Below are 17,715 nucleotides of genomic sequence, written 5' to 3'. Positions count from 1 at the left end.
TGCTACCTTAGCCGCTGCTAGTTGCGCTGGTCGTAGAAAAGCCCGGTGCCCATGGCTAATTCAGTAGCAGTGTTTCTGGGTTTGTGAAAAAATCAATACAATGAGAATAGTAACTGTAGTCGCCCTCACCGCTGTGCTTGGCAGCTTCCTGTCCTGCACGTCAGGAACGGAAACCGCTCCCGAAGCCGGTAAAATGCCCATAACGGGTACTTGGCAGCTTGTTAGCAGAACGGTTATTGAGAAGGGAGACACGGTAACCACTGCCAGCAACAAAAACGAATCCTTTATCAAAGTCATTAATGACAGCCACTTTGCCTTTTTACAGCACGACTTGAAAAAAGGCAAGGATTCAGCTGCCGTATTCGTGGCCGGGGGCGGCAAGTATTCACTCAAAGACAGCCTCTACAGTGAGCACCTGGAGTATTGCAGCGCCCGAAACTGGGAGGATAATGATTTTGCATTCACCGTCACGTTAAAAAACGATACCCTCACCCAAAGCGGTGTGGAAAAGGTAGCAAGTGCCGGCGTGGACAGGGTGAATATTGAGCGCTACGTAAGGCTGAAACCGTAGCGCCAAACGGTAGCCGGCAGCACTTGCCGCGCGGCCCGCGCCAAATAAATAGTGGCCGGTGCCTAGTCATTGTAGCTCAACGGCCGTACAGGAAGTATTCTTTCACAATCAGGACTTCCCAACATGGCCAATACCACCAGCACTCCGAAGCATACCGACCCCGCTACCAAAGCCAAGGAGAAGGAAAACGAAACGGAAATCAAGGACAAGCCCTCGGGCAAGACCGTGAAAACACAGAAGAAATAGCCGCGTAACCGCGCTACTATACCCAAACGCCCCGCGTGCCGAAAGGTGCGCGGGGCGTTGTTGTTTCCTCATGGTGAGTGCGAGGCCGTTGCTGGTGATTGGTCGCCGATGTTAGGCTGTAGCTAAACGGTAGCGGTGCTACAGGGCTTTTTTTATCCTTTTTCGCTAGCCCGAAATCCGTTCGGAAAGAAAAATCGTTCATTCAGCCAGGAAAATATACGCCGTAGCAAATCTTCGGAAAAGGCCGGCGGCGCTGGCGTTGCTTTGTATCATTCCAACGGCCAAACGGGCTTTGGAATCCAACTCAGCCACTTCTCCAGCCATTATTTTTCTGCCATGTCTGCTTCCCTCATTGCCCGCTTCGCCTCGCTGCTCCTCGTTGTGGTACTGCTGCTGCCCGCCGCTCCGGCTGCTGCCGCTGGCCGGGGCCGGACGCCATTCGTGCGGGCCGTGAGCAAAGGCCGCGTGGCGCTGCATCGCCCCAACTACAAGCAATACAATGCCAACAGCACTCGTTGGTTCTTCCAGCGCTGGTAGGCCGCTGCTCCTTGCTTAGGAGAAATTCCTGCTGGTTTTTTTACACACCCGACCTCTGCAACACAAAAAGCCGGCTGATATCCTCAGCCGGCTTTTCTGTTGTTGGGCAGTGTAGAGACGCGTACCCGCGTCTCAATCGTTGCTGACGTTGCAATGGTTGTCGTTCAACGAGGAGACGCAAGTATGCGTCTCTACATCGTTCGACTAACTGCTGCTTACACCTGCTCGCTCACTACGATTTTCTGGATTTCGTCGTTGGCTTTGATCTGGTCGATGATGTCGAGGCCTTCCACTACTTTGCCGAACACGGTGTGGTTGCGGTCGAGGTGGGCCGTGTTGTCGCGGCTGTGCACGATGAAGAACTGCGAGCCCCCGGTGTTGCGGCCGGCGTGGGCCATGCTCAGCACTCCCCGGTCGTGGTATTGGTTGCCGCCTTTCAGCTCACAGTCGATTTTGTAACCGGGGCCGCCAGTGCCAGGGGCACCTTTGGCACCTTCGCGGGTGTTGGGGCAGCCGCCCTGCACCACGAAGTTTGGGATGACGCGGTGAAACTTCAGGCCGTCGTAGAAGCCTTTCTTAGCCAGGTCGGTGAAGTTCTTGACGGTGTTGGGTGCGTCGGCTTCAAAGAACTCGACTTTCATTACGCCGTGCGTAGTGTGGATTTCGGCAGTTTTCATGCGGGAAAAGGAATAGGTGGATGCGTACAAGCGCGAAATGTTTTTCGCGCGGGACAAAGGTAGCCAATTCGCCCCGGGGCAAAACATCCGGCTACGGCCGGGGTTCTGTACACAGTGCACGTATGTTGGCAGGTGAATATTCCGATATTGCCCGCCCTTGCCCCAAGCCCTTTTCTAAGCCAATCCCCTAACCCCGTTCTGCCTCCGATGAAAAAGAACCTGAGAAACGCCTCTTTCGCCCTGTGCGCCGCCGTGCTGAGTGCCGGTAGCCTAAGCAGCTGCAACGACACCAAAACCCAGGAAAACGCCACCGCCGAAACCGAAGCCATTGCCACCGTCGACTCGGCCGCCATGCTCACCGACTCGGCCCGCATGGCCAAGCCCGAAGGCGTGATGGTAGACGGCGTGGCCATGACTCCCGATAAGAATATCATCCAGAACGCGGTGCAGGCCAGCAGCGTCAGCACGCTGGTACGGGCCGTGTCGGCCGCCGATCTGGGCGGCACGCTCAGCGGCCCCGGCCCGTTCACGGTATTCGCGCCCACCAACTCGGCCTTTATTCAGCTGCCCCAGGGTGCTATGGCCGGCCTGATGAAGCCCGAAAGCAAGGAGAAGCTCAAAGGTGTGCTCACCTACCACGTCATTGCCGGCCGCCTCGTGGCTTCCGACCTGAAAGACGGCCAGGAGTTGACCACCGTGAATGGCGAGAAAGTTAAAATCTCGGTGAAGGGTGGCAAAATCATGATTAACAACGCCACCATCCAGATTCCCGACGTTATTTCCAGCAACGGCGTTACCCACGTCATCGACCAAGTACTGCTGCCGCCCGCGCCGGGCGCGTAAGCTGGAGTCAAGCTGATTTCGTCCGTCATTGCGAGGCACGAAGCAATCCGTCCTCTGCGCAGTACGAAATGACCTATTACCAGAAAGCCCTTTACTACTCGTGTAGTAAAGGGCTTTTCAGTTTAGAACACCCAACACATTTCAGAGGACGGATGGCCGCGCTTCGCTCGCCATGACAGGCGAAAACAACGTCATTAGTATTCCTTAATGCCGGTTGTCGTCATTCGAAAGCATGCTCACGTAGCTGTCGTAGCGGGGCAGGGCTATTTTGCCTTTTTCCACGGCCTCGCGCACGGCGCAGCCGGGCTCGTGCACGTGCTGGCAGTTGTGGTAGCGGCACTGATTGAGCAGGGCGCGCATCTCGGGAAAAAAGTGGGCCAGCTGGCCCGGCGGAATATCCACCAGCCCCAGCTCCTTGATGCCGGGCGTGTCGATGAGGTAGGTACCGGGGCGTACTTCCAGCATTTCGGCGAAGGTGGTGGTATGCACGCCCTTGTCGGAAAACTCGCTGATTTCGGCCGTCTTGATGTCCAGATCGGGCACCAGGGCATTGATGAGCGTGCTCTTGCCCACGCCCGAGTGCCCCGAAAGCAAGGAGACTTTGCCATCAAGCAGGGCGTCCACGTCGCTTACGCCCTCCCCGGTTTCGGCCGAGCAGCGCAGGCCGGGGTAGCCGGTGCGCTTGTACATCTTCAGAATCTGATCCTGGTAATCGGCCAGGTCTTCGTCATAGAGGTCAGTCTTGTTGAAGATGAGCGTTACCGGAATGCTGTAGGCCTCGGCCGTGACCAGAAACCGGTCGATGAACCCGAACGAGGTAGCCGGCGACACGAGCGTCACCACCAGCAGGGCCTGGTCGAGGTTGGCGGCCACGATGTGGGCGTGTTCGGCCTTGTGCACCGAGCGGCGGATGATGTAGTTGCGGCGCGGCTCAATGTGATGAATCACGCCCGCGCCTTCGGTCTGCTCTTCCACCGTAAACTCCACCTGGTCGCCCACGGCCAGTGGGTTGCTCACCTTCAGGCCCTTATTCTTGAACTTGCCCCGCAGCCGACACCGATGCAGCTTGTTCGTCGCCGTTTCGCGCACCACATACCACGAGCCCGTCGACTTAACTACAATACCGATCATAAGGTGAAGTTGTGAAATTGTGAGGTTGTGAAGTTGCTGAATAGGAAAATGTGGATTGACCCGACTTGTGCAAGACTGCGCAAGCAGAACTAAAACTCACAACTTCACAATCTCACAACTTCACTTTCAAGCCACCGCATAATGATGGCTGTGGCACCGGCTTTCTGGTGAACGTATTCCAGGCTTAGGTCCTGCACCACAAGGCGGTTGGCTTCCTGATAGAAAAGGGGCGCAAAGGCAATTTCCAGCTCCTGGGCGGTCCGGACGGGGAAAGCACAGCCCATTTCCACCAAGTCTATAGCTTCCTGAAATTTCTCGTAAGTAGGGCCGAAAAACAGCGGCAGCCCAAAGGCAGCGGCTTCGAGCGTGTTGTGCAGGCCTTTACCGAAGGCCCCGCCGATGTAGGCAAAGTGGCCAAACCGGTAGAGCTGGCTGAGCAGCCCTACGTTATCCATGAGCAGCACTTTATACTGGCCCACGGTGGCGGCATCGGCCTGGGAGTAGCGCACTACTTGGCCCGGCAGGGCCGCTTCCACCAGCCGCAGGTTGTTTTCACTGATTTCGTGGGGCGCCACTATAAAGCGCATTTCCTGCTGATACTTCTCCAGCAGTGGCGTAAGCACGGGCAGATCCTCGGGCCAGCTGCTGCCCACTATGCAGACCGGCAGCCAGTCGTCGGTAAAGGCATCGACCATCGGCAGGGGCCGGGGCTGGGCCGAGGCCGTGCGCACCACCGTGTCGAAGCGCGTATCACCGGCTACGCTGGCCCGGGTGATGCCCGCCTGCCGCAGCAGCTGCACCGAGGCTTCATTTTGGGTGAAGATATGCGTGAAGCACTGCAGCATCCGGCGGTAGAAGCCGCCCCAGGGTTTGAAAAACACCTGACTGGGCCGGAAAATGGCTGATACGCAGATAGTAGGCACCCCACGCTGCTGCAAGCCCGCCAGCATATAGTGCCAGAACTCGTACTTCACAAACACCGCCAGTTGGGGCTGCACGGCTTCCAGAAATTCGTGGGCGTTGTGACGGGTATCGAGCGGCAGGTAGAAGATGTAATGTGCCCCGGGCCAGTTGTGGCGCACCGCGTAGCCCGAGGGCGAGAAGAACGTCAGCACGATTTTGTGCTCGGGGTGCTGCTGGGCGTAGGCTTCAATCAGGGGGCGGCCCTGCTCAAACTCGCCCAGCGAGGCACAGTGAAACCACACCCGAGGCGCGGTATCGGTTTGCAGCGTGTGGCGGATGTGAGCTAGCAGCCCCCGCCGCCCGGCCACCCACTGGGCAGCCTTGGGCACGAAAGGTGCCACGAGCCGCAACAGCAGCGCATAAAGGTGGATACCAACGGTATAGATAAAACGCAAGTTTTGATGCTTAGTGTCTAGTGCTGCAGTTCGGCCAGCACAGATTCGCTTGAATTCCGCAAAAATAGGCTTTTAACGACCGACAAACGAAAAAAGGCCCCAACCAAGCGGTTAGGGCCTTCTCAGGCTCGTATTTCTAAGTCCTAGAACCTAAGCTCCAAGACTTTGAAATTAGTGAGCAGCCTGCTTGCCGAGGTAGTTGGCAACGCCTTCACGCGTGGCGTGCATGGCTTCTTTGCCTTCTTCCCAGTTGGCGGGGCATACCTCGCCTTTGGCTTCAAAGTACTGCAGAGCATCTACCATGCGCATGGCTTCGTCGATGCTGCGGCCCAGCGGACCGTCGTTTACCACCTGGTGGCGCACGATGCCGTCCTTGTCGATCAGGAACAGGCCGCGGTAGGCCAGGGGCGAGCCTACAAAGGTCATCTCGCCGGCTTCGTTGTAGTCGTAGTGGCCGCCCAGCACGTCGTAGTTCGAGGCAATGGTTTTGGTAGCGTCAGCCACCAGCGGGTAGGTTACGCCTTCGATGCCGCCGTTGTCGCGGGGCGTCTGCAGCCAGGCGAAGTGCGAGAAGTGGGTATCGGTCGAGCAACCCACAATGGCCACGCCTTTAGCTTCGAAATCGGCCAGACGGTCCTGGAACGCAATGATTTCGGTAGGGCACACGAAAGTGAAGTCGGCGGGATAGAAGTAGAAGATAACGTGCTTCTTGCCCAGGTAGCGGTCCAAAGAGAAATCCTCTTCGAATTCGCTGTCGATTACGGCCGTAGCCTTGAAAGAAGGAGCACGTTTGCCAACGAGAACTGCCATTGTATTGAGTATGAAAAGTGAAAAAGGGGAATGAGAAGGGAGAGTTGCTGGTTGCTGGTTGTCCGTTGTTAGTCGTTCGGACTACCTTTTCCTGACAACTGACAACTGACAACTGACTACGAAATGCGGGAACCAGCCACGTGCAGCGAGAAGGAGTGGGGCTGGAAGTTGCCCAGGCCGTGGGTAGCGAAAAAGTCGCGAATCAGCGCGTCCAGCTCGGGGTTGCTGTAGTCGATGATTTCCTTGGTATCGATGCAGTACAGGTGGTGGTGGGCGTTGCAGTCGGAGTCGTAGCGGCGACAGGGGCCCTCGGCCGATGCCACGCGCTTACTCAGGCCGGCGGCCACAAAGCTGTCGAGCGTTTTATACACCGTGCCCAGCGACACGGTAGGCTCGGCCAGCACCACCTGGCGGTGTACCTGTTCGGCGGTGGGGTGGCCGGGCAGCACCATCAGGCTCTCCAGAATGAGGATGCGCTGGGTGGTAGCCCGCAGGCCTGCCGCGGTCAGGCGCTGCCGAAGAATGGCCCGGTCGGGCTGGCAGGCGGAAGAAGGCAGATGGTCAGATGAAAGCGTCACAGGTAAGAATGATTCTCCACAAAGGTAGTTGGAGAAGCCAATACGGGGCAAAAAGGTTTAAAAATTGGCCTGAAATCAATATTCGGAATAGCCGTTGCTATCTACAGCAGCCCGCTGACTTCCCGCCCCCGACACGCAAACTGAAACGTCTGGCGGGTGCGCTGCTCCAGCAGCAGCTCGCGCCCCGCAGTGAGCCGCCCGATGCTGGCCGGGTCGTAATTCTTAATGGTGTAGAGCTCCAGGCCGGTGTTATAGTGAATCGTGAATTGCTCACGCAGCAAGCCCAGCAGCTTCTCCAGCCGGTAGGCCGAGTAGTCGGTGCAGACCGAGAAGGAAATGGCCGAGTTCTGCATCATGTTGATTTTCAGCCGAACCTGGGCCAGCGCGCCGAAAATTACTTCCAGGTTTTCCTCCGAAATAAAGGTCAGATCCTTCGACTCAAACGAAATCAGGCACTGCCCGTCCTTGCGGATAAAGGCCGGACTGAGCTGCTCGTGCCGACCCTCACCGATGCGCGTGCCCTCGGCCGTGGGGGCCAGAAACGACTTGACAAACAACGGAATCTGGCGCACGGCCAGCGGCTTGATAGTTTTGGGGTGAATGACCGACGCGCCGTAGTAAGCCATTTCAATGGTTTCCTGGTAGCTGATGGCCGGGAAGCGTACCGTGTCGGCAAAAAACTTGGGGTCGGCATTGAGCAGGCCCGCCACGTCTTTCCAGATAGTGACGGCCTCGGCCTGCAAGCAGTAGGCAAAAATGGCGGCGGTGTAGTCGGAGCCTTCCCGGCCCAGGGTGGTGGTTTGGCCCGCGGCCGTACCGCCCAAAAAGCCCTGCGTCACCACGGGGCCACGTTGCAGCATATCGGGCAGCTGTTCGCGCACGTTCCACTCCGTAGTCGGCCAGTCGATGCGGCCCTCGCGCCAGGTGTGGTCGGTGCGCAGTAGCGGGCGGCAGTCGAGCCACTGCGCGCCCAGGGCCCGGGCCACGATGCAGGTAGCCAGCAGTTCGCCGAAACTGATGATCTGGTCGTAGTGCTGGTCGTAGCTGTCGGCGGGGGCGGGGTTTTGCTGCAGCTCGGTCAGGTGCTGCTCCAGCTGTGCGAGTAGCTCGGCCAGCTTCTCATTTTCAGCCGGTTTATCTTCAAACAGCTCCTGCGCTACGGCCCTATGAAAGCGGTGCAGCGTAGCCAGCGGCGGGGCAAAGTCCTGCCCGGTGAAGGCCAGTTGAAAGATTTCCTCCAGGGCGTTCGTGGTTTTGCCCATGGCCGACACTACGATGAGCAGCTGCGAATGGACGGCGTGCTCCCGCACGATTCCCGCCAGATTCCGGATGGCCGCCGCGTCTTTCACCGAGGCGCCGCCGAACTTATAAACCTGTAAAGACTGCTGTTCCTGCATGGGCCAAAAGTAGGCAGCCAGCCGCAGATGTGGCGAAAAACCTTAGTTTTGTAAGCCAGAACCACCGCTCACCCACCCACTCTATGGACCACAACAAACTGGCTCTCCCCGTCGGTACCACCCTCGACCGATTCATTATGCGCAAGCAGGAAGACTTCCCCTACGCCACCGGGGAGCTCTCGCAGCTGCTGCGCGATATTGCCCTGGCCGCCAAGATTGTGAACCGGGAAATCAACCGCTCGGGCCTCATTGATATTGCCGGGGCCTACGGCAGCCAGAACATCCAGGGTGAAGACCAGCAGAAGCTCGACGTCATTGCCAACATCCGCTTTATCCGGGCGCTACGCAACGGAGGCGAGGTTTGCACCATCATTTCCGAGGAAGACGAGGACATGATTCAGACCGGCAACAACCAGGGCAAGTACGTGGTGGCCATTGACCCGCTCGACGGCTCCAGCAACATCGACGTCAACGTCAGCATCGGCACCATCTTCAGCATCTACCGCCGCATTTCGCCCACCGGTACCGAAGGCACCGAGCAGGACTGCCTCCAAACCGGCACCCACCAGGTAGCGGCTGGTTACGTTATCTACGGCTCCAGCACGATGCTGGTGTATACCACCGGCAATGGCGTAAACGGCTTCACGTACGAAAACTCCCTGGGCGAATTTTTCCTCTCGCACCCGCACATCACCACGCCCAAAACTGGCGCCATCTACTCCATCAACGAAGGTAGCTCGGAGTATTTCTCGGAAGGCACCGCCGCTTTTGTGGCCCATTGCAAGCAGCAGGGCTACTCGGCCCGTTACATCGGCTCGTTGGTAGCCGATTTTCACCGCAACCTGCTCAAGGGCGGTATCTATATGTACCCAGCCACGAAGAAGGCTCCCAACGGTAAGCTGCGCCTCATGTACGAGTGCAATGCGTTGGCCTTCATCGTGGAGCAGGCCGGCGGCAAATCAAGCAACGGCCGCAGCCGCACCTTGGAGCAAACCCCGCAGAGCCTGCACGAGCGAAGCCCCCTGTTCATCGGCTCTACCGAGTTGGTTGAAAAAGCTGAGGAGTTTCTCGCTGCCGAGTATTCCGACGCACTAGCCTCGCTCTAGAAAGCCAATACTAAGAATCAACAAAAAGCCCGGCCGATATCTATCGGCCGGGCTTTTTGTTGGCTTTAAAACCAGAAAGAAACCTACTCGGCTTTCTTCTTGGACTTTTTGGCCGGAGCAGTTTCGGTGATTTCCGGGTTGATAGGCTCCGTCGATTCCTGCTCGGCCGGAATTACACCCGCCGTGCTCAGGGCCTCATCCGCAGCGGCTTCCGTCGAATCTTTGGCGGCTTTCTTCTTGGCTTTAGGTTGCTCGGTGGCCGAATCCTCGGTGGCTTCTACGGCCGGAGTTTCCTCGGCGGCTTCGGCGGCCTGGTATTCGAGCCGGGCACTGACGGCTTTGTACCACGATACCAGCTTCTTGATATCGGACATGTACACGCGTTGCCGGTCGTAATCGGGGATGATTTCGCCCATGAACGTGGCCAGGGCCCGGTCGTCCGACTTGTTGGTCACGGCCAGGTCGGTGCCGAACTTCTGGTAGATCCGGTCAAATACTTCCGTCAGCGGAACGGTCTGGTCGTAGTCCTGGGTGTAGATGGAAATCTCCTGCAGCAGCGAAACCTTGTTGCGGGCGGAAGCTACGGAGCGGGTGCCGCGTTCATCAAGCGACTCTACAATGACGCCGGCCCGGGTAGGACGCACCAGCCGATAAAGACCGGGCATTCCACTGATTGCGGCAATCTCCTTGAGGTCGTAGGGCATAGAAAAAAGGGTTGGGTAAGAAAATGCAGTTATTCGGCGTCAGTGGCAGCCGCGTCGGCGGGCTTACCGGGCGTAGGTAGCTTAAAGACGATGGGCATGCTGGTAAGCACGGCGTAGCCGGGCTTGTTGAATTTGAGCAGGCGTACCACGCGCAAAGCTTCTTCGCCACAGCCGCCCCCGATGTTTTTCACCAGCTTAATGCCCGACATGGTGCCGTCGGTGTTCAGCGTGAAGCTCACGATACAGGTGCCCTGAATCCGGTTGCGGCGGGCCATTATCGGGTATTTCAATTCCTTCTCCACGAAGGCATACAAAGCCTCCTGGCCACCTTCGTAGTACTCGGCCACCGGAATGGATTTGGGACCACGCACAGCAGCGGCAGCCGGCGCAGCCTCTGTAGCCGTAGTCGGCTGCTCAGGCGCAGGCCCATCGGTCTTGACCTTTACTTTGGTTTTCTGAGCAAAAGCCGACGTGGTACCGGCTAATAGGCCGAGGGCCAATACAAATGAGATTTTTTTCATGGAAAAAACCGGGGAGAAAAAAGAGGGAATAAGGGGTGAATTGTTGGCCGGTGAGCGTGGCAATTACAGGGCCAATCTACGCATTATCCGCTTGTTGGGCTAATTGCCGGTTGATTTCGTCAATGAAGCCCAACAATTCGCCCCGGCCAGTTTTTTCTTCTGCCGAGCTAATAAAATGCCGCGGCAACTCATCCCAAGTCTGCTGCATTTTCTGCAGATATGCGCTGATATTCTGCTGCGTCTTGGAAGAAGACTGCTTGTCGGCTTTGGTAAAAACCATTACAAACGGAATACCTCCTGCACCGAGCATTTCCATGAACTCCAAATCGGGGGCAAGCGGTGCGTGGCGCGAGTCAATTAAGACGAAAACGCAGGCCAGATTTTCCCGATTGCGCAGGTAAAAATTAATCATCTTGCCCCAGGTAGCCCGCGAATCCTTGCTGACTTTAGCGTAACCATAGCCAGGTAGGTCAACTAAGTACCAATTCTCGTTAATTAAGAAGTGGTTGATTAATTGGGTTTTACCGGGTAGGGAAGAGGTCTTGGCTAATCCTTTTTGCCCAGTCAGCATATTAATTAACGAGGACTTGCCCACGTTGGAGCGGCCAATAAAGGCGTATTCCGGTAAGGTGGGCGCCGGGCACTGGTCGACGCGCGAATTACTCATCAGAAATTTCGCTTCGCGGATAATCATAAGCCAAAAACTAGGGTACGGGCGCAAAGGTAACATATCTATGTGGGCCGTGCCGCGACATAAATTTTTACAGGAAATCCTTGTAGTTTACAAAGCACACCTATATTTGCGCGGTTTGCATCCTGTTTGGGTACTGTACGGGTTACGCCCTTTTCCACCCTTAGATTATGTAAATCTTCTTTACAATTGGATACGGCTAAGGTCGTATTATAAAATTTCTATCTTTGCCCGCAACTTGCCTTGTTCCGTATCGTCAAGCTGGTTCTCAAAAAGCGTGAATGTCTTTTCTTAGCGCTTCCGGCCAGAAAAATTGGTTGGTAGGCTTAACCCTGGAACAGGTTTTCAGTATAAGAGGCAACTCTTGAAAAATTTGCGGCCACATTGGTGGTTCCTTATTTCTGCAAAACCTCCCTGCAACTCCTTATTCTCAAACCCCTCCTACAATGGACAACTTAGTCAGAAGGTTATTGAAAGCCTCTTGCACCTTCGCTCTTGCCGCAGCCGTGGCCCAGCCTGCGCTGGCCCAGAGCACTCGCAAGACGCTAAAGACTGCAAACAAGTTCTTTGACCAAGAGAACTACCGGGCATCCATCCCTTTCTACGAGCAGGTGTTGGCCAAGGAGCCGAACAATGCCCTAGCCCTTTTCCGGGCTGGTATTTCGTACATGTCCTTTGACAAGGAAAAGGCCAGCGACTATATCTACAAGGCCCAGCGGCTTAAGCCCAAGGTGTCGAAAGATGTGGAATACTGGCTCGGCCGCGTAGACCACCTGAACTACAACTTCGACGAAGCAATTCAGCACTTCCAGGCCTACAACACGACCCTGAAGAAGAACGATACGCGTAAAGTTGCTCTGGCTCAATTGATTCAGCACAGCAAAAACGCGAAAATCCAGTTCAACAGCCCCAAGGATATCTTCGTGAAAAACCTTGGCCCGACCATCAACACGGCTTTCTCGGAGCACAGCCCCGTGATTTCCAATGATGACAAGCTGCTGCTCTTCACCTCGCGCGGCGAGAACGTAACCGGTGCTACCGGTTCGGTGGCTAACCCTAAGAACAAGAGCATTGCTGCCGACGGCGAGTACTATGAAGACATCTTCGAAGCCAAGCGCATCGATGACGAAAACTGGGAAAAGCCCCGCTCGCTGAGTGGTGCCCTCAACGGTAAAGGTCACGATGCCTCGATTCAGGTGTTCGACAACGACACCAAGATGCTGATGTACCGGCAGGATGAAAACGGTGACATCTTCTACTCCGAGAAAGGTGGCACCGACTGGACCGAGCCTAAGAAGCTGAATAACAACATCAACTCGAAAGCCTTCGAGTCGGATGCCTATATCACGCCCGATGGATTGACCATTTACTTCTCGACCAGCAAGTATTCGGATCAGAACACGCTGGATATCTACTACGCTACCCGGCAGGCCGGTGGCGACTGGGGCACGCCTAAGTCGTTGGGCAACGTGATTAACACGCCTTTCGACGACGACAGCCCCTACCTGAGCAAAGACGGCAAGACGCTGTATTTCAGCTCACGCGGTCATAACACGATGGGTGGCTACGACATCTTCAAGTCGGAGTTCGATTCGGTGGGTCGCACCTGGGGGCGCCCCGAAAACATGGGCTACCCCGTAAACACGCCCGACGATGATACCTATTACCGTTTGAGCCCCGATGGCAGCTATGCCTACCTCTCCAGCTACCGCATTGGTGGCTACGGTGAGAAAGACATTTACACCATCAACTACATCAAAAATGCCATCATCCGTGGTAAGGTGTATTCGCTGCGCGACAGCACCGTTATTCCCGGTGTAGAGTTGGTATTCTCGGGTACCCAGGCCGATAAAACGGCTTTGAGCTACCGCGACGTAACCAAGCCAGAAACCGGCGACTATCAGGTAAATGTGCTTTCGGGCCGTACCTATCAGGTAGCTGTGTCCAAGGATGGCAAGAACATCGAGACGCAGGAATTCGCGGTGCCGATTTCGACCAACGATTCGACCGTCATCGAGAAGAATTTCTACGTGCCGTATGTTGATACGACCAATGCCAACCTTGCTCAGTTCAAGAAGATCTACTTCGATACCGACAAGTACAAGCTGCGTCCCGAGTCTATTAAGGAGCTGAACAACATCAGCGGCATTCTGAAGGCTAACCCCGGCATCAACATCTCGATTGAAGGCCACTGTGACTCGCGCAACACGGATGAGTATAACATCGTGCTGGGCCAGAACCGTGCTGATGCTGCTTACAACTACCTGAAGAAGAACGGCATTGCTGAGACCCGCCTGACGACTGTAAGCTACGGCGAGCGGAAGCCAGCAGCTACCAACGACTCGCCCGAGAACATGCAGCTTAACCGCCGCGTAGAGTTCCGCGTGATTCTGAAGGAAGGTGAAACCATGCCTACGATGAACCCCGCCGGCACCGGCGCTTCGTCGACCGGCAGCGGTACGAGCACCAGCACTGGTACTTCTACCTCGGGCAGCACCCGCACTACCGCTCCGTTGCAGCCCGGCAAAAGCAAGGTGAAGATGGCCGACGGCACCAAGGTGAAAACCAAAGTGGACGAGGACAGCGACAAAGTGAAGGTGAAAGCCAAGGGCGCTAATGGCGAAGAATCGAAGACCAAAACCAAAGAAGGTACGATTGACGCCAAGACAAAAGATGCCAATGGTGAGAAGACCAAAGTGAAGACGGACAACGACTAAGCTTCTTTTCGCACCACGTAAAACGGGCCGGGCATTTCGCCCGGCCCGTTTTTTTTCAACATAATCTAACGCCTGGCGTTATGTTTGGGCAATTCTGCCCTTAAGTCTTCGTTCTTCGTTACAGAAGTATGTCCGTTGTTCCCTACAAAGATGATGCTGCCGGCAAAAAGTCGCAGGTGGCCCAGATGTTTAACAGCATTGCTGGTAAATACGACTTCCTGAACCACTTCCTCAGCGCCGGCACCGATATCTACTGGCGGCGCAAGGCCGTGAACGAGCTCAAAACGTTGCGGCCAGCCCGCATTCTGGATATTGCCACCGGCACCGCCGACTTCGCCATTGAGAGCTTGCGCCTATCGCCGGAAACGAAGGTGACGGGTGTCGATATTTCGGAAGGTATGCTGGAAGTAGGGCGGCGCAAGCTCACCGCCAAAGGCCTGGCCAACCGGATTCAGCTGGAATTGGGCGACTCGGAAAACCTGCCGTTTCCCGATAATCATTTTGATGCTGTAACGGCCTCGTTTGGAGTGCGCAACTTCGAAAACCTGCAGAAAGGCCTGGCCGAAATGCAGCGGGTGCTGCGGCCGGGCGGAAAAGTCGTGATTCTGGAGTTTTCCAAGCCCACGGTGTTTCCGATGAAGCAGGCCTACAACTTTTACTTCCGGCACATTCTGCCGGTGTTCGGCAAATTGATTTCCAAGGACCGTGCGGCCTACACCTACTTACCCGAGTCGGTGCAGGCATTTCCGGATGGGCAGAGCTTTCTGACTATTCTTACGCAGGTTGGTTTTAAAAATCCTACATGGCAACCCCTCACTTTTGGCATAAGCTCCATTTATACGGCCCAAAAATAGCGCCCTTGGCAGCCGTAGCGCTGCTGGCCGGCCTGGCGCCGCACAGCGCCACGGCCCAGAAAAACAGCCAGTCCAGTGCCAGCCGCGGGGGCGGCGGGCGGGTGAAGTCCATTACCGTGAATAACCTGCCGGGCTACGACGATAAGTGGTTTCATCCAGGCTTCTATATTGCGCCCAATTTTTCCCGCTACAAAATCGAGCAGTCCTCGGCCTATATTCTGGCTATTCAGAATGGCACGGGGGTTTCGGCCAACGCACTGGTGAGTCCGGGTTTGTCGGTAGGCTTTATCGGGGATATAAAGCTGGCTGACTATTTCAGTTTGCGGTTTACCCCGGGCGTGAGTTTTATGACTCGGCGCGTGGAGTACAAGCCTTTCGGGTATTCGCCGGCCGATTCGGTGCAAACCCAGGAGGTAGGCGGCACCCAGATTGATTTGCCGCTGCTGCTCAAGTTTCACTCGGAGCGGCGGCGCAATGCGCGGGTGTACGTGGTGGGCGGCATCCGGTCGAGTGTGAACGTGGGCAACCGGCGCAAAGACCCGGTGCGCAACCAGCTGCAGGCCTCCAGCAACGACATTGCCATTGAATATGGCGTCGGGCTGGACCTGTTTTATCCGTTGTTCAAATTCGCTCCGGAGCTGCGCTTTTCCAACGGCCTGACCAACCTGCTGCAGCCCGGCAAGGATGTGTACAGCCGCAGCCTGCAAAGCATGAAAAGCAACACCGTGACGCTTTACCTGAACTTCGAATAGCCTGACCGTATGACTCGTACTGCCTTCGTTACCGGTGCCTCTTCCGGTATTGGCCGGGCCACGGCCGTGGCCCTGGCCCAGGTAGGCTTCCAGCTAATTCTGACCGGCCGCCGCCGCGAGCGGCTGGAAGAGCTGGCCCAGCAGCTGGCGCCCGTGCCTACTTACCTGCTCACCTTCGACGTGCGCGACCGGGCCGCCGTGGATGCCGCCGTAGCCAGCCTGCCCGCCGACTTCCGGCAGATTGACGTGCTGATCAACAACGCGGGTGGGGCCCACGGCCTGGCCCCGATTCAGGACGGTGACCCCAACGACTGGGACACAATGCTGGATAGCAATGTGAAAGGACTGCTGAATGTGAGCCAGGCGGTATTGCCGGGCATGCGGGAGCGGCAGCGGGGCCATATCATCAATATTGGCTCCATTGCCGGCCACGAGGTGTACGCCAACGGCAATGTGTACTGCGCGTCGAAAGCAGCCGTGGCGGCCCTGAGCAAAGCTATGCGCATCGACTTGCTGCCGCTTAATATCCGGGTGGCCGAGGTGAATCCGGGCGCGGTGGAGACCGAGTTTTCGGAGGTTCGCTTCAAAGGCGACACCGAGCGGGCGGCTAAAGTGTACCAGGGCTACGACCCGCTCAAGCCGGAGGATATTGCCGAAGTTATCCAGTTTATGGTAACCCGTCCGGCCAACGTGCATATTGCGGAAATCACCGTCTTTGCTGGAGCCCAGGGCGCCGCCACCCTGATCCGGCGGGATTAGCCTGAATTGATTGAAGACAATAAAAGAGCCTTTCCACTAGCTGGGAAGGCTTTTTTTATGATTGCAAGGCCTGATGCAGACGTTGTAAGATCGGGCCGTTTAATTCGTGCTTGCCCTGGAAGTGAATTACCGTGGGCTCGACGCCCAGCTTGCGCAGGAAATCCTGCTGTTTGGTCAGGTCCTCGGGGCTGATAAACTCGTCCTGGTCGCCGCACACCAGCGTGACAGGGAACTGGTGCAGCAGGTGGGTCGCTACGGTAAAGTCCACGTCGGGCGGAAAGGCCCCGGCCCACAGCACCAAGCGCGCCGGCCGGAAGCTAGCCTGGGCCAGCCAGCGGCTGACGGTGGCCGCGCCCTGCGAAAAGCCCAGCACCGTTACCTGCACGTCGGGTGGGCACTCGGCCAGCACCGTGCCGGTCAGCTGATTGAAGTAAGCCACGTAATCGGCAATTTCGGCCAGGCGGTCTTCGCGCGTCATCCAAGTAGCCCCAACGCGGCCCCCGGTACCGTTCAGGTAGAAGCGCGACAGGCCTTCGGGCGCAATAATAACCGTGGCGGGGTCGGCGTGGGCGAGGTGGTGGAAGTGGCGGATGAAGTAGGCCGCCAGCTGCCCGTAGCCGTGGCACACAAACCACACCTGCCGGGTAGCCTTGCTCAGCTCACCCGCCTGATAATAGCGCGCCGACCGAGTAACCGCTATGTGCCGCTCCATGAGGCGAAATTGTGAAATGGTGAAATAGTGAGTTTTTGTCCAAACTGCGCAAGATTACGCAGGCCGAGCAATGACTTCATCTTTTGAATTCAGCAAGTAGCAACAGCAATAGTAAAGGCAAGAAGCTGAGTCATAACAAAAGCCGCGCAACAGCGCGCCACCGAAACGACGACTGACAAATTCACCACCTCACAAATTCACTATTTCACCGTCGGCAGGTCGCTGGCGGAAAACTGAAAGGGGAGCAGGTCGGCCAGGGAGCGGAACCGGTAGATGGTGTTGCTGGGGCCGGGCAGCAGCAGCGGAATCGGGCTGCCCTGGCGGTTTTCGTACTCGGTCATGACCTGGCGGCAGGCCCCGCAGGACGTAACGGCCACGAAGTCGCCGGAGGCGGGGCGGGCAGCTACGGCCATGCACAGAATGCGCCGCTCGGGCTGCGACGAGGCCAGGCCAAACAGGGCCGTCCGCTCGGCGCACAGGCCCGAGGGGTAGGCGGCGTTTTCCTGATTGGTGCCTTTGTGAATTGTGCCGTTGTCGAGCAGCAAGGCCGTGCCCACGTGGAAGTGGGAGTAGGGCGCGTAGGCTTGGTCGGTGGCGGCGCGGGCCTGTTGCCAGGTAGTTGCTTCGGCGGGAGAAAGTTCGGCTTCGGAGGCCAGCACCTCAACGGTGATGGTCAGATGGAGCGGGTGGGCCATCGGGGAGTAAGAAAACTAAGTGCGGGTACCGAATGGCGGCCCCGTTGCGGTAAGGG

Annotated in this window: 20 protein-coding genes; 9 read left to right on the top strand and 11 right to left on the bottom strand. The window is 56.9% G+C overall.

Features of this window, described 5'->3' with window-relative positions; translation table 11 throughout:
* Window positions 1–100 precede the first annotated feature (100 nt).
* The 3 genes from LGH74_RS19780 (at window position 101) to LGH74_RS19775 (ending at window position 1,354) form a co-directional block, all read left to right on the top strand.
* The gene (locus LGH74_RS19780; protein WP_226178526.1) at window positions 101–571 is read left to right on the top strand and encodes a radical SAM protein; all 471 of its coding nucleotides are present in this window, start codon (window positions 101–103) and stop codon (window positions 569–571) included.
* Window positions 572–694: 123 nt separating this feature from the next.
* Window positions 695–817: a hypothetical protein gene (locus tag LGH74_RS24940; RefSeq protein WP_262712954.1), complete on the top strand. Its 123-nt coding sequence runs from the start codon at window positions 695–697 to the stop codon at window positions 815–817.
* 336 nt (window positions 818–1,153) lie between these two features.
* Window positions 1,154–1,354, top strand: a complete 201-nt coding sequence (locus tag LGH74_RS19775) for a hypothetical protein (protein ID WP_226178523.1) — start codon at window positions 1,154–1,156, stop codon at window positions 1,352–1,354.
* A gap of 215 nt (window positions 1,355–1,569) precedes the next feature.
* Here the strand turns inward: LGH74_RS19775 and LGH74_RS19770 are convergent, their stop codons facing one another.
* Window positions 1,570–2,031 (bottom strand): peptidylprolyl isomerase, encoded by a 462-nt coding sequence (locus LGH74_RS19770; RefSeq protein WP_226178520.1) that lies wholly within the window; start codon window positions 2,029–2,031, stop codon window positions 1,570–1,572.
* A gap of 207 nt (window positions 2,032–2,238) precedes the next feature.
* Here LGH74_RS19770 and LGH74_RS19765 point away from each other — a divergent pair, with 207 nt between their 5' ends.
* A complete protein-coding gene (locus tag LGH74_RS19765) occupies window positions 2,239–2,874 on the top strand; it encodes a fasciclin domain-containing protein (RefSeq protein WP_226178517.1) in 636 nt (211 codons plus the stop codon).
* A 204-nt stretch (window positions 2,875–3,078) separates the two neighbouring features.
* Here the strand turns inward: LGH74_RS19765 and rsgA are convergent, their stop codons facing one another.
* The 5 genes from rsgA to LGH74_RS19740 form a co-directional block, all read right to left on the bottom strand.
* Window positions 3,079–4,005 (bottom strand): ribosome small subunit-dependent GTPase A, encoded by a 927-nt coding sequence (gene rsgA, locus LGH74_RS19760; RefSeq protein WP_226178514.1) that lies wholly within the window; start codon window positions 4,003–4,005, stop codon window positions 3,079–3,081.
* 104 nt (window positions 4,006–4,109) lie between these two features.
* Window positions 4,110–5,363: a 3-deoxy-D-manno-octulosonic acid transferase gene (locus tag LGH74_RS19755; protein WP_226178511.1), complete on the bottom strand. Its 1,254-nt coding sequence runs from the start codon at window positions 5,361–5,363 to the stop codon at window positions 4,110–4,112.
* Window positions 5,364–5,534: 171 nt separating this feature from the next.
* Entirely contained in the window at window positions 5,535–6,173 is a 639-nt protein-coding gene (locus LGH74_RS19750) for a peroxiredoxin (RefSeq protein ID WP_226178508.1), read from the bottom strand.
* 116 nt (window positions 6,174–6,289) lie between these two features.
* Window positions 6,290–6,751: a Fur family transcriptional regulator gene (locus tag LGH74_RS19745; RefSeq protein WP_226178506.1), complete on the bottom strand. Its 462-nt coding sequence runs from the start codon at window positions 6,749–6,751 to the stop codon at window positions 6,290–6,292.
* 101 nt (window positions 6,752–6,852) lie between these two features.
* Window positions 6,853–8,148: an aspartate kinase gene (locus tag LGH74_RS19740; protein WP_226178503.1), complete on the bottom strand. Its 1,296-nt coding sequence runs from the start codon at window positions 8,146–8,148 to the stop codon at window positions 6,853–6,855.
* 83 nt (window positions 8,149–8,231) lie between these two features.
* Here LGH74_RS19740 and fbp point away from each other — a divergent pair, with 83 nt between their 5' ends.
* A complete protein-coding gene (gene fbp, locus LGH74_RS19735; RefSeq protein ID WP_226178500.1) occupies window positions 8,232–9,254 on the top strand; it encodes a class 1 fructose-bisphosphatase in 1,023 nt (340 codons plus the stop codon).
* 83 nt (window positions 9,255–9,337) lie between these two features.
* On the opposite strand, the gene LGH74_RS19730 is transcribed toward fbp, so the two are convergent.
* The 3 genes from LGH74_RS19730 to yihA form a co-directional block, all read right to left on the bottom strand.
* Window positions 9,338–9,958 carry a DUF5606 family protein gene (locus tag LGH74_RS19730; protein ID WP_226178497.1) on the bottom strand — a complete coding sequence of 207 codons (621 nt, stop codon included), beginning with the start codon at window positions 9,956–9,958 and terminating at the stop codon, window positions 9,338–9,340.
* Between the two features lie 29 nt (window positions 9,959–9,987).
* The gene (locus LGH74_RS19725) at window positions 9,988–10,479 is read right to left on the bottom strand and encodes an energy transducer TonB (protein WP_226178495.1); all 492 of its coding nucleotides are present in this window, start codon (window positions 10,477–10,479) and stop codon (window positions 9,988–9,990) included.
* Window positions 10,480–10,555: 76 nt separating this feature from the next.
* Window positions 10,556–11,173, bottom strand: coding sequence for a ribosome biogenesis GTP-binding protein YihA/YsxC (yihA, locus tag LGH74_RS19720; RefSeq protein ID WP_226178492.1), 618 nt, complete (start codon window positions 11,171–11,173; stop codon window positions 10,556–10,558).
* A gap of 467 nt (window positions 11,174–11,640) precedes the next feature.
* Here yihA and LGH74_RS19715 point away from each other — a divergent pair, with 467 nt between their 5' ends.
* The 4 genes from LGH74_RS19715 (at window position 11,641) to LGH74_RS19700 (ending at window position 16,252) form a co-directional block, all read left to right on the top strand.
* Window positions 11,641–13,887 (top strand): OmpA family protein, encoded by a 2,247-nt coding sequence (locus LGH74_RS19715; RefSeq protein ID WP_226178487.1) that lies wholly within the window; start codon window positions 11,641–11,643, stop codon window positions 13,885–13,887.
* Between the two features lie 128 nt (window positions 13,888–14,015).
* Window positions 14,016–14,741 carry a bifunctional demethylmenaquinone methyltransferase/2-methoxy-6-polyprenyl-1,4-benzoquinol methylase UbiE gene (gene ubiE / locus LGH74_RS19710; RefSeq protein ID WP_226178484.1) on the top strand — a complete coding sequence of 242 codons (726 nt, stop codon included), beginning with the start codon at window positions 14,016–14,018 and terminating at the stop codon, window positions 14,739–14,741.
* Between the two features lie 5 nt (window positions 14,742–14,746).
* Window positions 14,747–15,493 carry a type IX secretion/gliding motility protein PorT/SprT gene (porT, locus tag LGH74_RS19705; protein WP_226178481.1) on the top strand — a complete coding sequence of 249 codons (747 nt, stop codon included), beginning with the start codon at window positions 14,747–14,749 and terminating at the stop codon, window positions 15,491–15,493.
* A 9-nt stretch (window positions 15,494–15,502) separates the two neighbouring features.
* Window positions 15,503–16,252, top strand: a complete 750-nt coding sequence (locus tag LGH74_RS19700) for an SDR family NAD(P)-dependent oxidoreductase (RefSeq protein WP_226178479.1) — start codon at window positions 15,503–15,505, stop codon at window positions 16,250–16,252.
* Window positions 16,253–16,307: 55 nt separating this feature from the next.
* Here LGH74_RS19700 and LGH74_RS19695 read toward each other — a convergent pair whose 3' ends face one another.
* On the bottom strand, window positions 16,308–16,964 hold the full coding sequence (locus tag LGH74_RS19695; RefSeq protein WP_226178476.1) for an alpha/beta hydrolase: 657 nt from the start codon (window positions 16,962–16,964) through the stop codon (window positions 16,308–16,310).
* Window positions 16,965–17,164: 200 nt separating this feature from the next.
* On the bottom strand, window positions 17,165–17,659 hold the full coding sequence (locus LGH74_RS19690; RefSeq protein ID WP_226178473.1) for a cytidine deaminase: 495 nt from the start codon (window positions 17,657–17,659) through the stop codon (window positions 17,165–17,167).
* Window positions 17,660–17,715: the final 56 nt, after the last annotated feature.

It is taken from the genome of Hymenobacter lucidus (genome assembly GCF_020447265.1).
In the GTDB taxonomy this organism is placed as follows: domain Bacteria; phylum Bacteroidota; class Bacteroidia; order Cytophagales; family Hymenobacteraceae; genus Hymenobacter; species Hymenobacter lucidus.
This window is presented reverse-complemented; position numbering and strand designations above follow the sequence as displayed.

What these genes read in the sequence shown, in the direction of transcription:
- LGH74_RS19780 (WP_226178526.1), top strand. Translation starts at nt 101, where the DNA reads ATGAGAATAGTAACTGTAGTCGCCCTCACCGCTGTGCTTGGCAGCTTC.
- LGH74_RS24940 (WP_262712954.1), top strand. Translation starts at nt 695, where the DNA reads ATGGCCAATACCACCAGCACTCCGAAGCATACCGACCCCGCTACCAAA.
- LGH74_RS19775 (WP_226178523.1), top strand. Translation starts at nt 1,154, where the DNA reads ATGTCTGCTTCCCTCATTGCCCGCTTCGCCTCGCTGCTCCTCGTTGTG.
- LGH74_RS19770 (WP_226178520.1), bottom strand. Translation starts at nt 2,031, where the DNA reads ATGAAAACTGCCGAAATCCACACTACGCACGGCGTAATGAAAGTCGAG.
- LGH74_RS19765 (WP_226178517.1), top strand. Translation starts at nt 2,239, where the DNA reads ATGAAAAAGAACCTGAGAAACGCCTCTTTCGCCCTGTGCGCCGCCGTG.
- rsgA (WP_226178514.1), bottom strand. Translation starts at nt 4,005, where the DNA reads ATGATCGGTATTGTAGTTAAGTCGACGGGCTCGTGGTATGTGGTGCGC.
- LGH74_RS19750 (WP_226178508.1), bottom strand. Translation starts at nt 6,173, where the DNA reads ATGGCAGTTCTCGTTGGCAAACGTGCTCCTTCTTTCAAGGCTACGGCC.
- LGH74_RS19740 (WP_226178503.1), bottom strand. Translation starts at nt 8,148, where the DNA reads ATGCAGGAACAGCAGTCTTTACAGGTTTATAAGTTCGGCGGCGCCTCG.
- fbp (WP_226178500.1), top strand. Translation starts at nt 8,232, where the DNA reads ATGGACCACAACAAACTGGCTCTCCCCGTCGGTACCACCCTCGACCGA.
- LGH74_RS19730 (WP_226178497.1), bottom strand. Translation starts at nt 9,958, where the DNA reads ATGCCCTACGACCTCAAGGAGATTGCCGCAATCAGTGGAATGCCCGGT.
- LGH74_RS19725 (WP_226178495.1), bottom strand. Translation starts at nt 10,479, where the DNA reads ATGAAAAAAATCTCATTTGTATTGGCCCTCGGCCTATTAGCCGGTACC.
- yihA (WP_226178492.1), bottom strand. Translation starts at nt 11,173, where the DNA reads ATGATTATCCGCGAAGCGAAATTTCTGATGAGTAATTCGCGCGTCGAC.
- ubiE (WP_226178484.1), top strand. Translation starts at nt 14,016, where the DNA reads ATGTCCGTTGTTCCCTACAAAGATGATGCTGCCGGCAAAAAGTCGCAG.
- LGH74_RS19700 (WP_226178479.1), top strand. Translation starts at nt 15,503, where the DNA reads ATGACTCGTACTGCCTTCGTTACCGGTGCCTCTTCCGGTATTGGCCGG.
- LGH74_RS19695 (WP_226178476.1), bottom strand. Translation starts at nt 16,964, where the DNA reads ATGGAGCGGCACATAGCGGTTACTCGGTCGGCGCGCTATTATCAGGCG.
- LGH74_RS19690 (WP_226178473.1), bottom strand. Translation starts at nt 17,659, where the DNA reads ATGGCCCACCCGCTCCATCTGACCATCACCGTTGAGGTGCTGGCCTCC.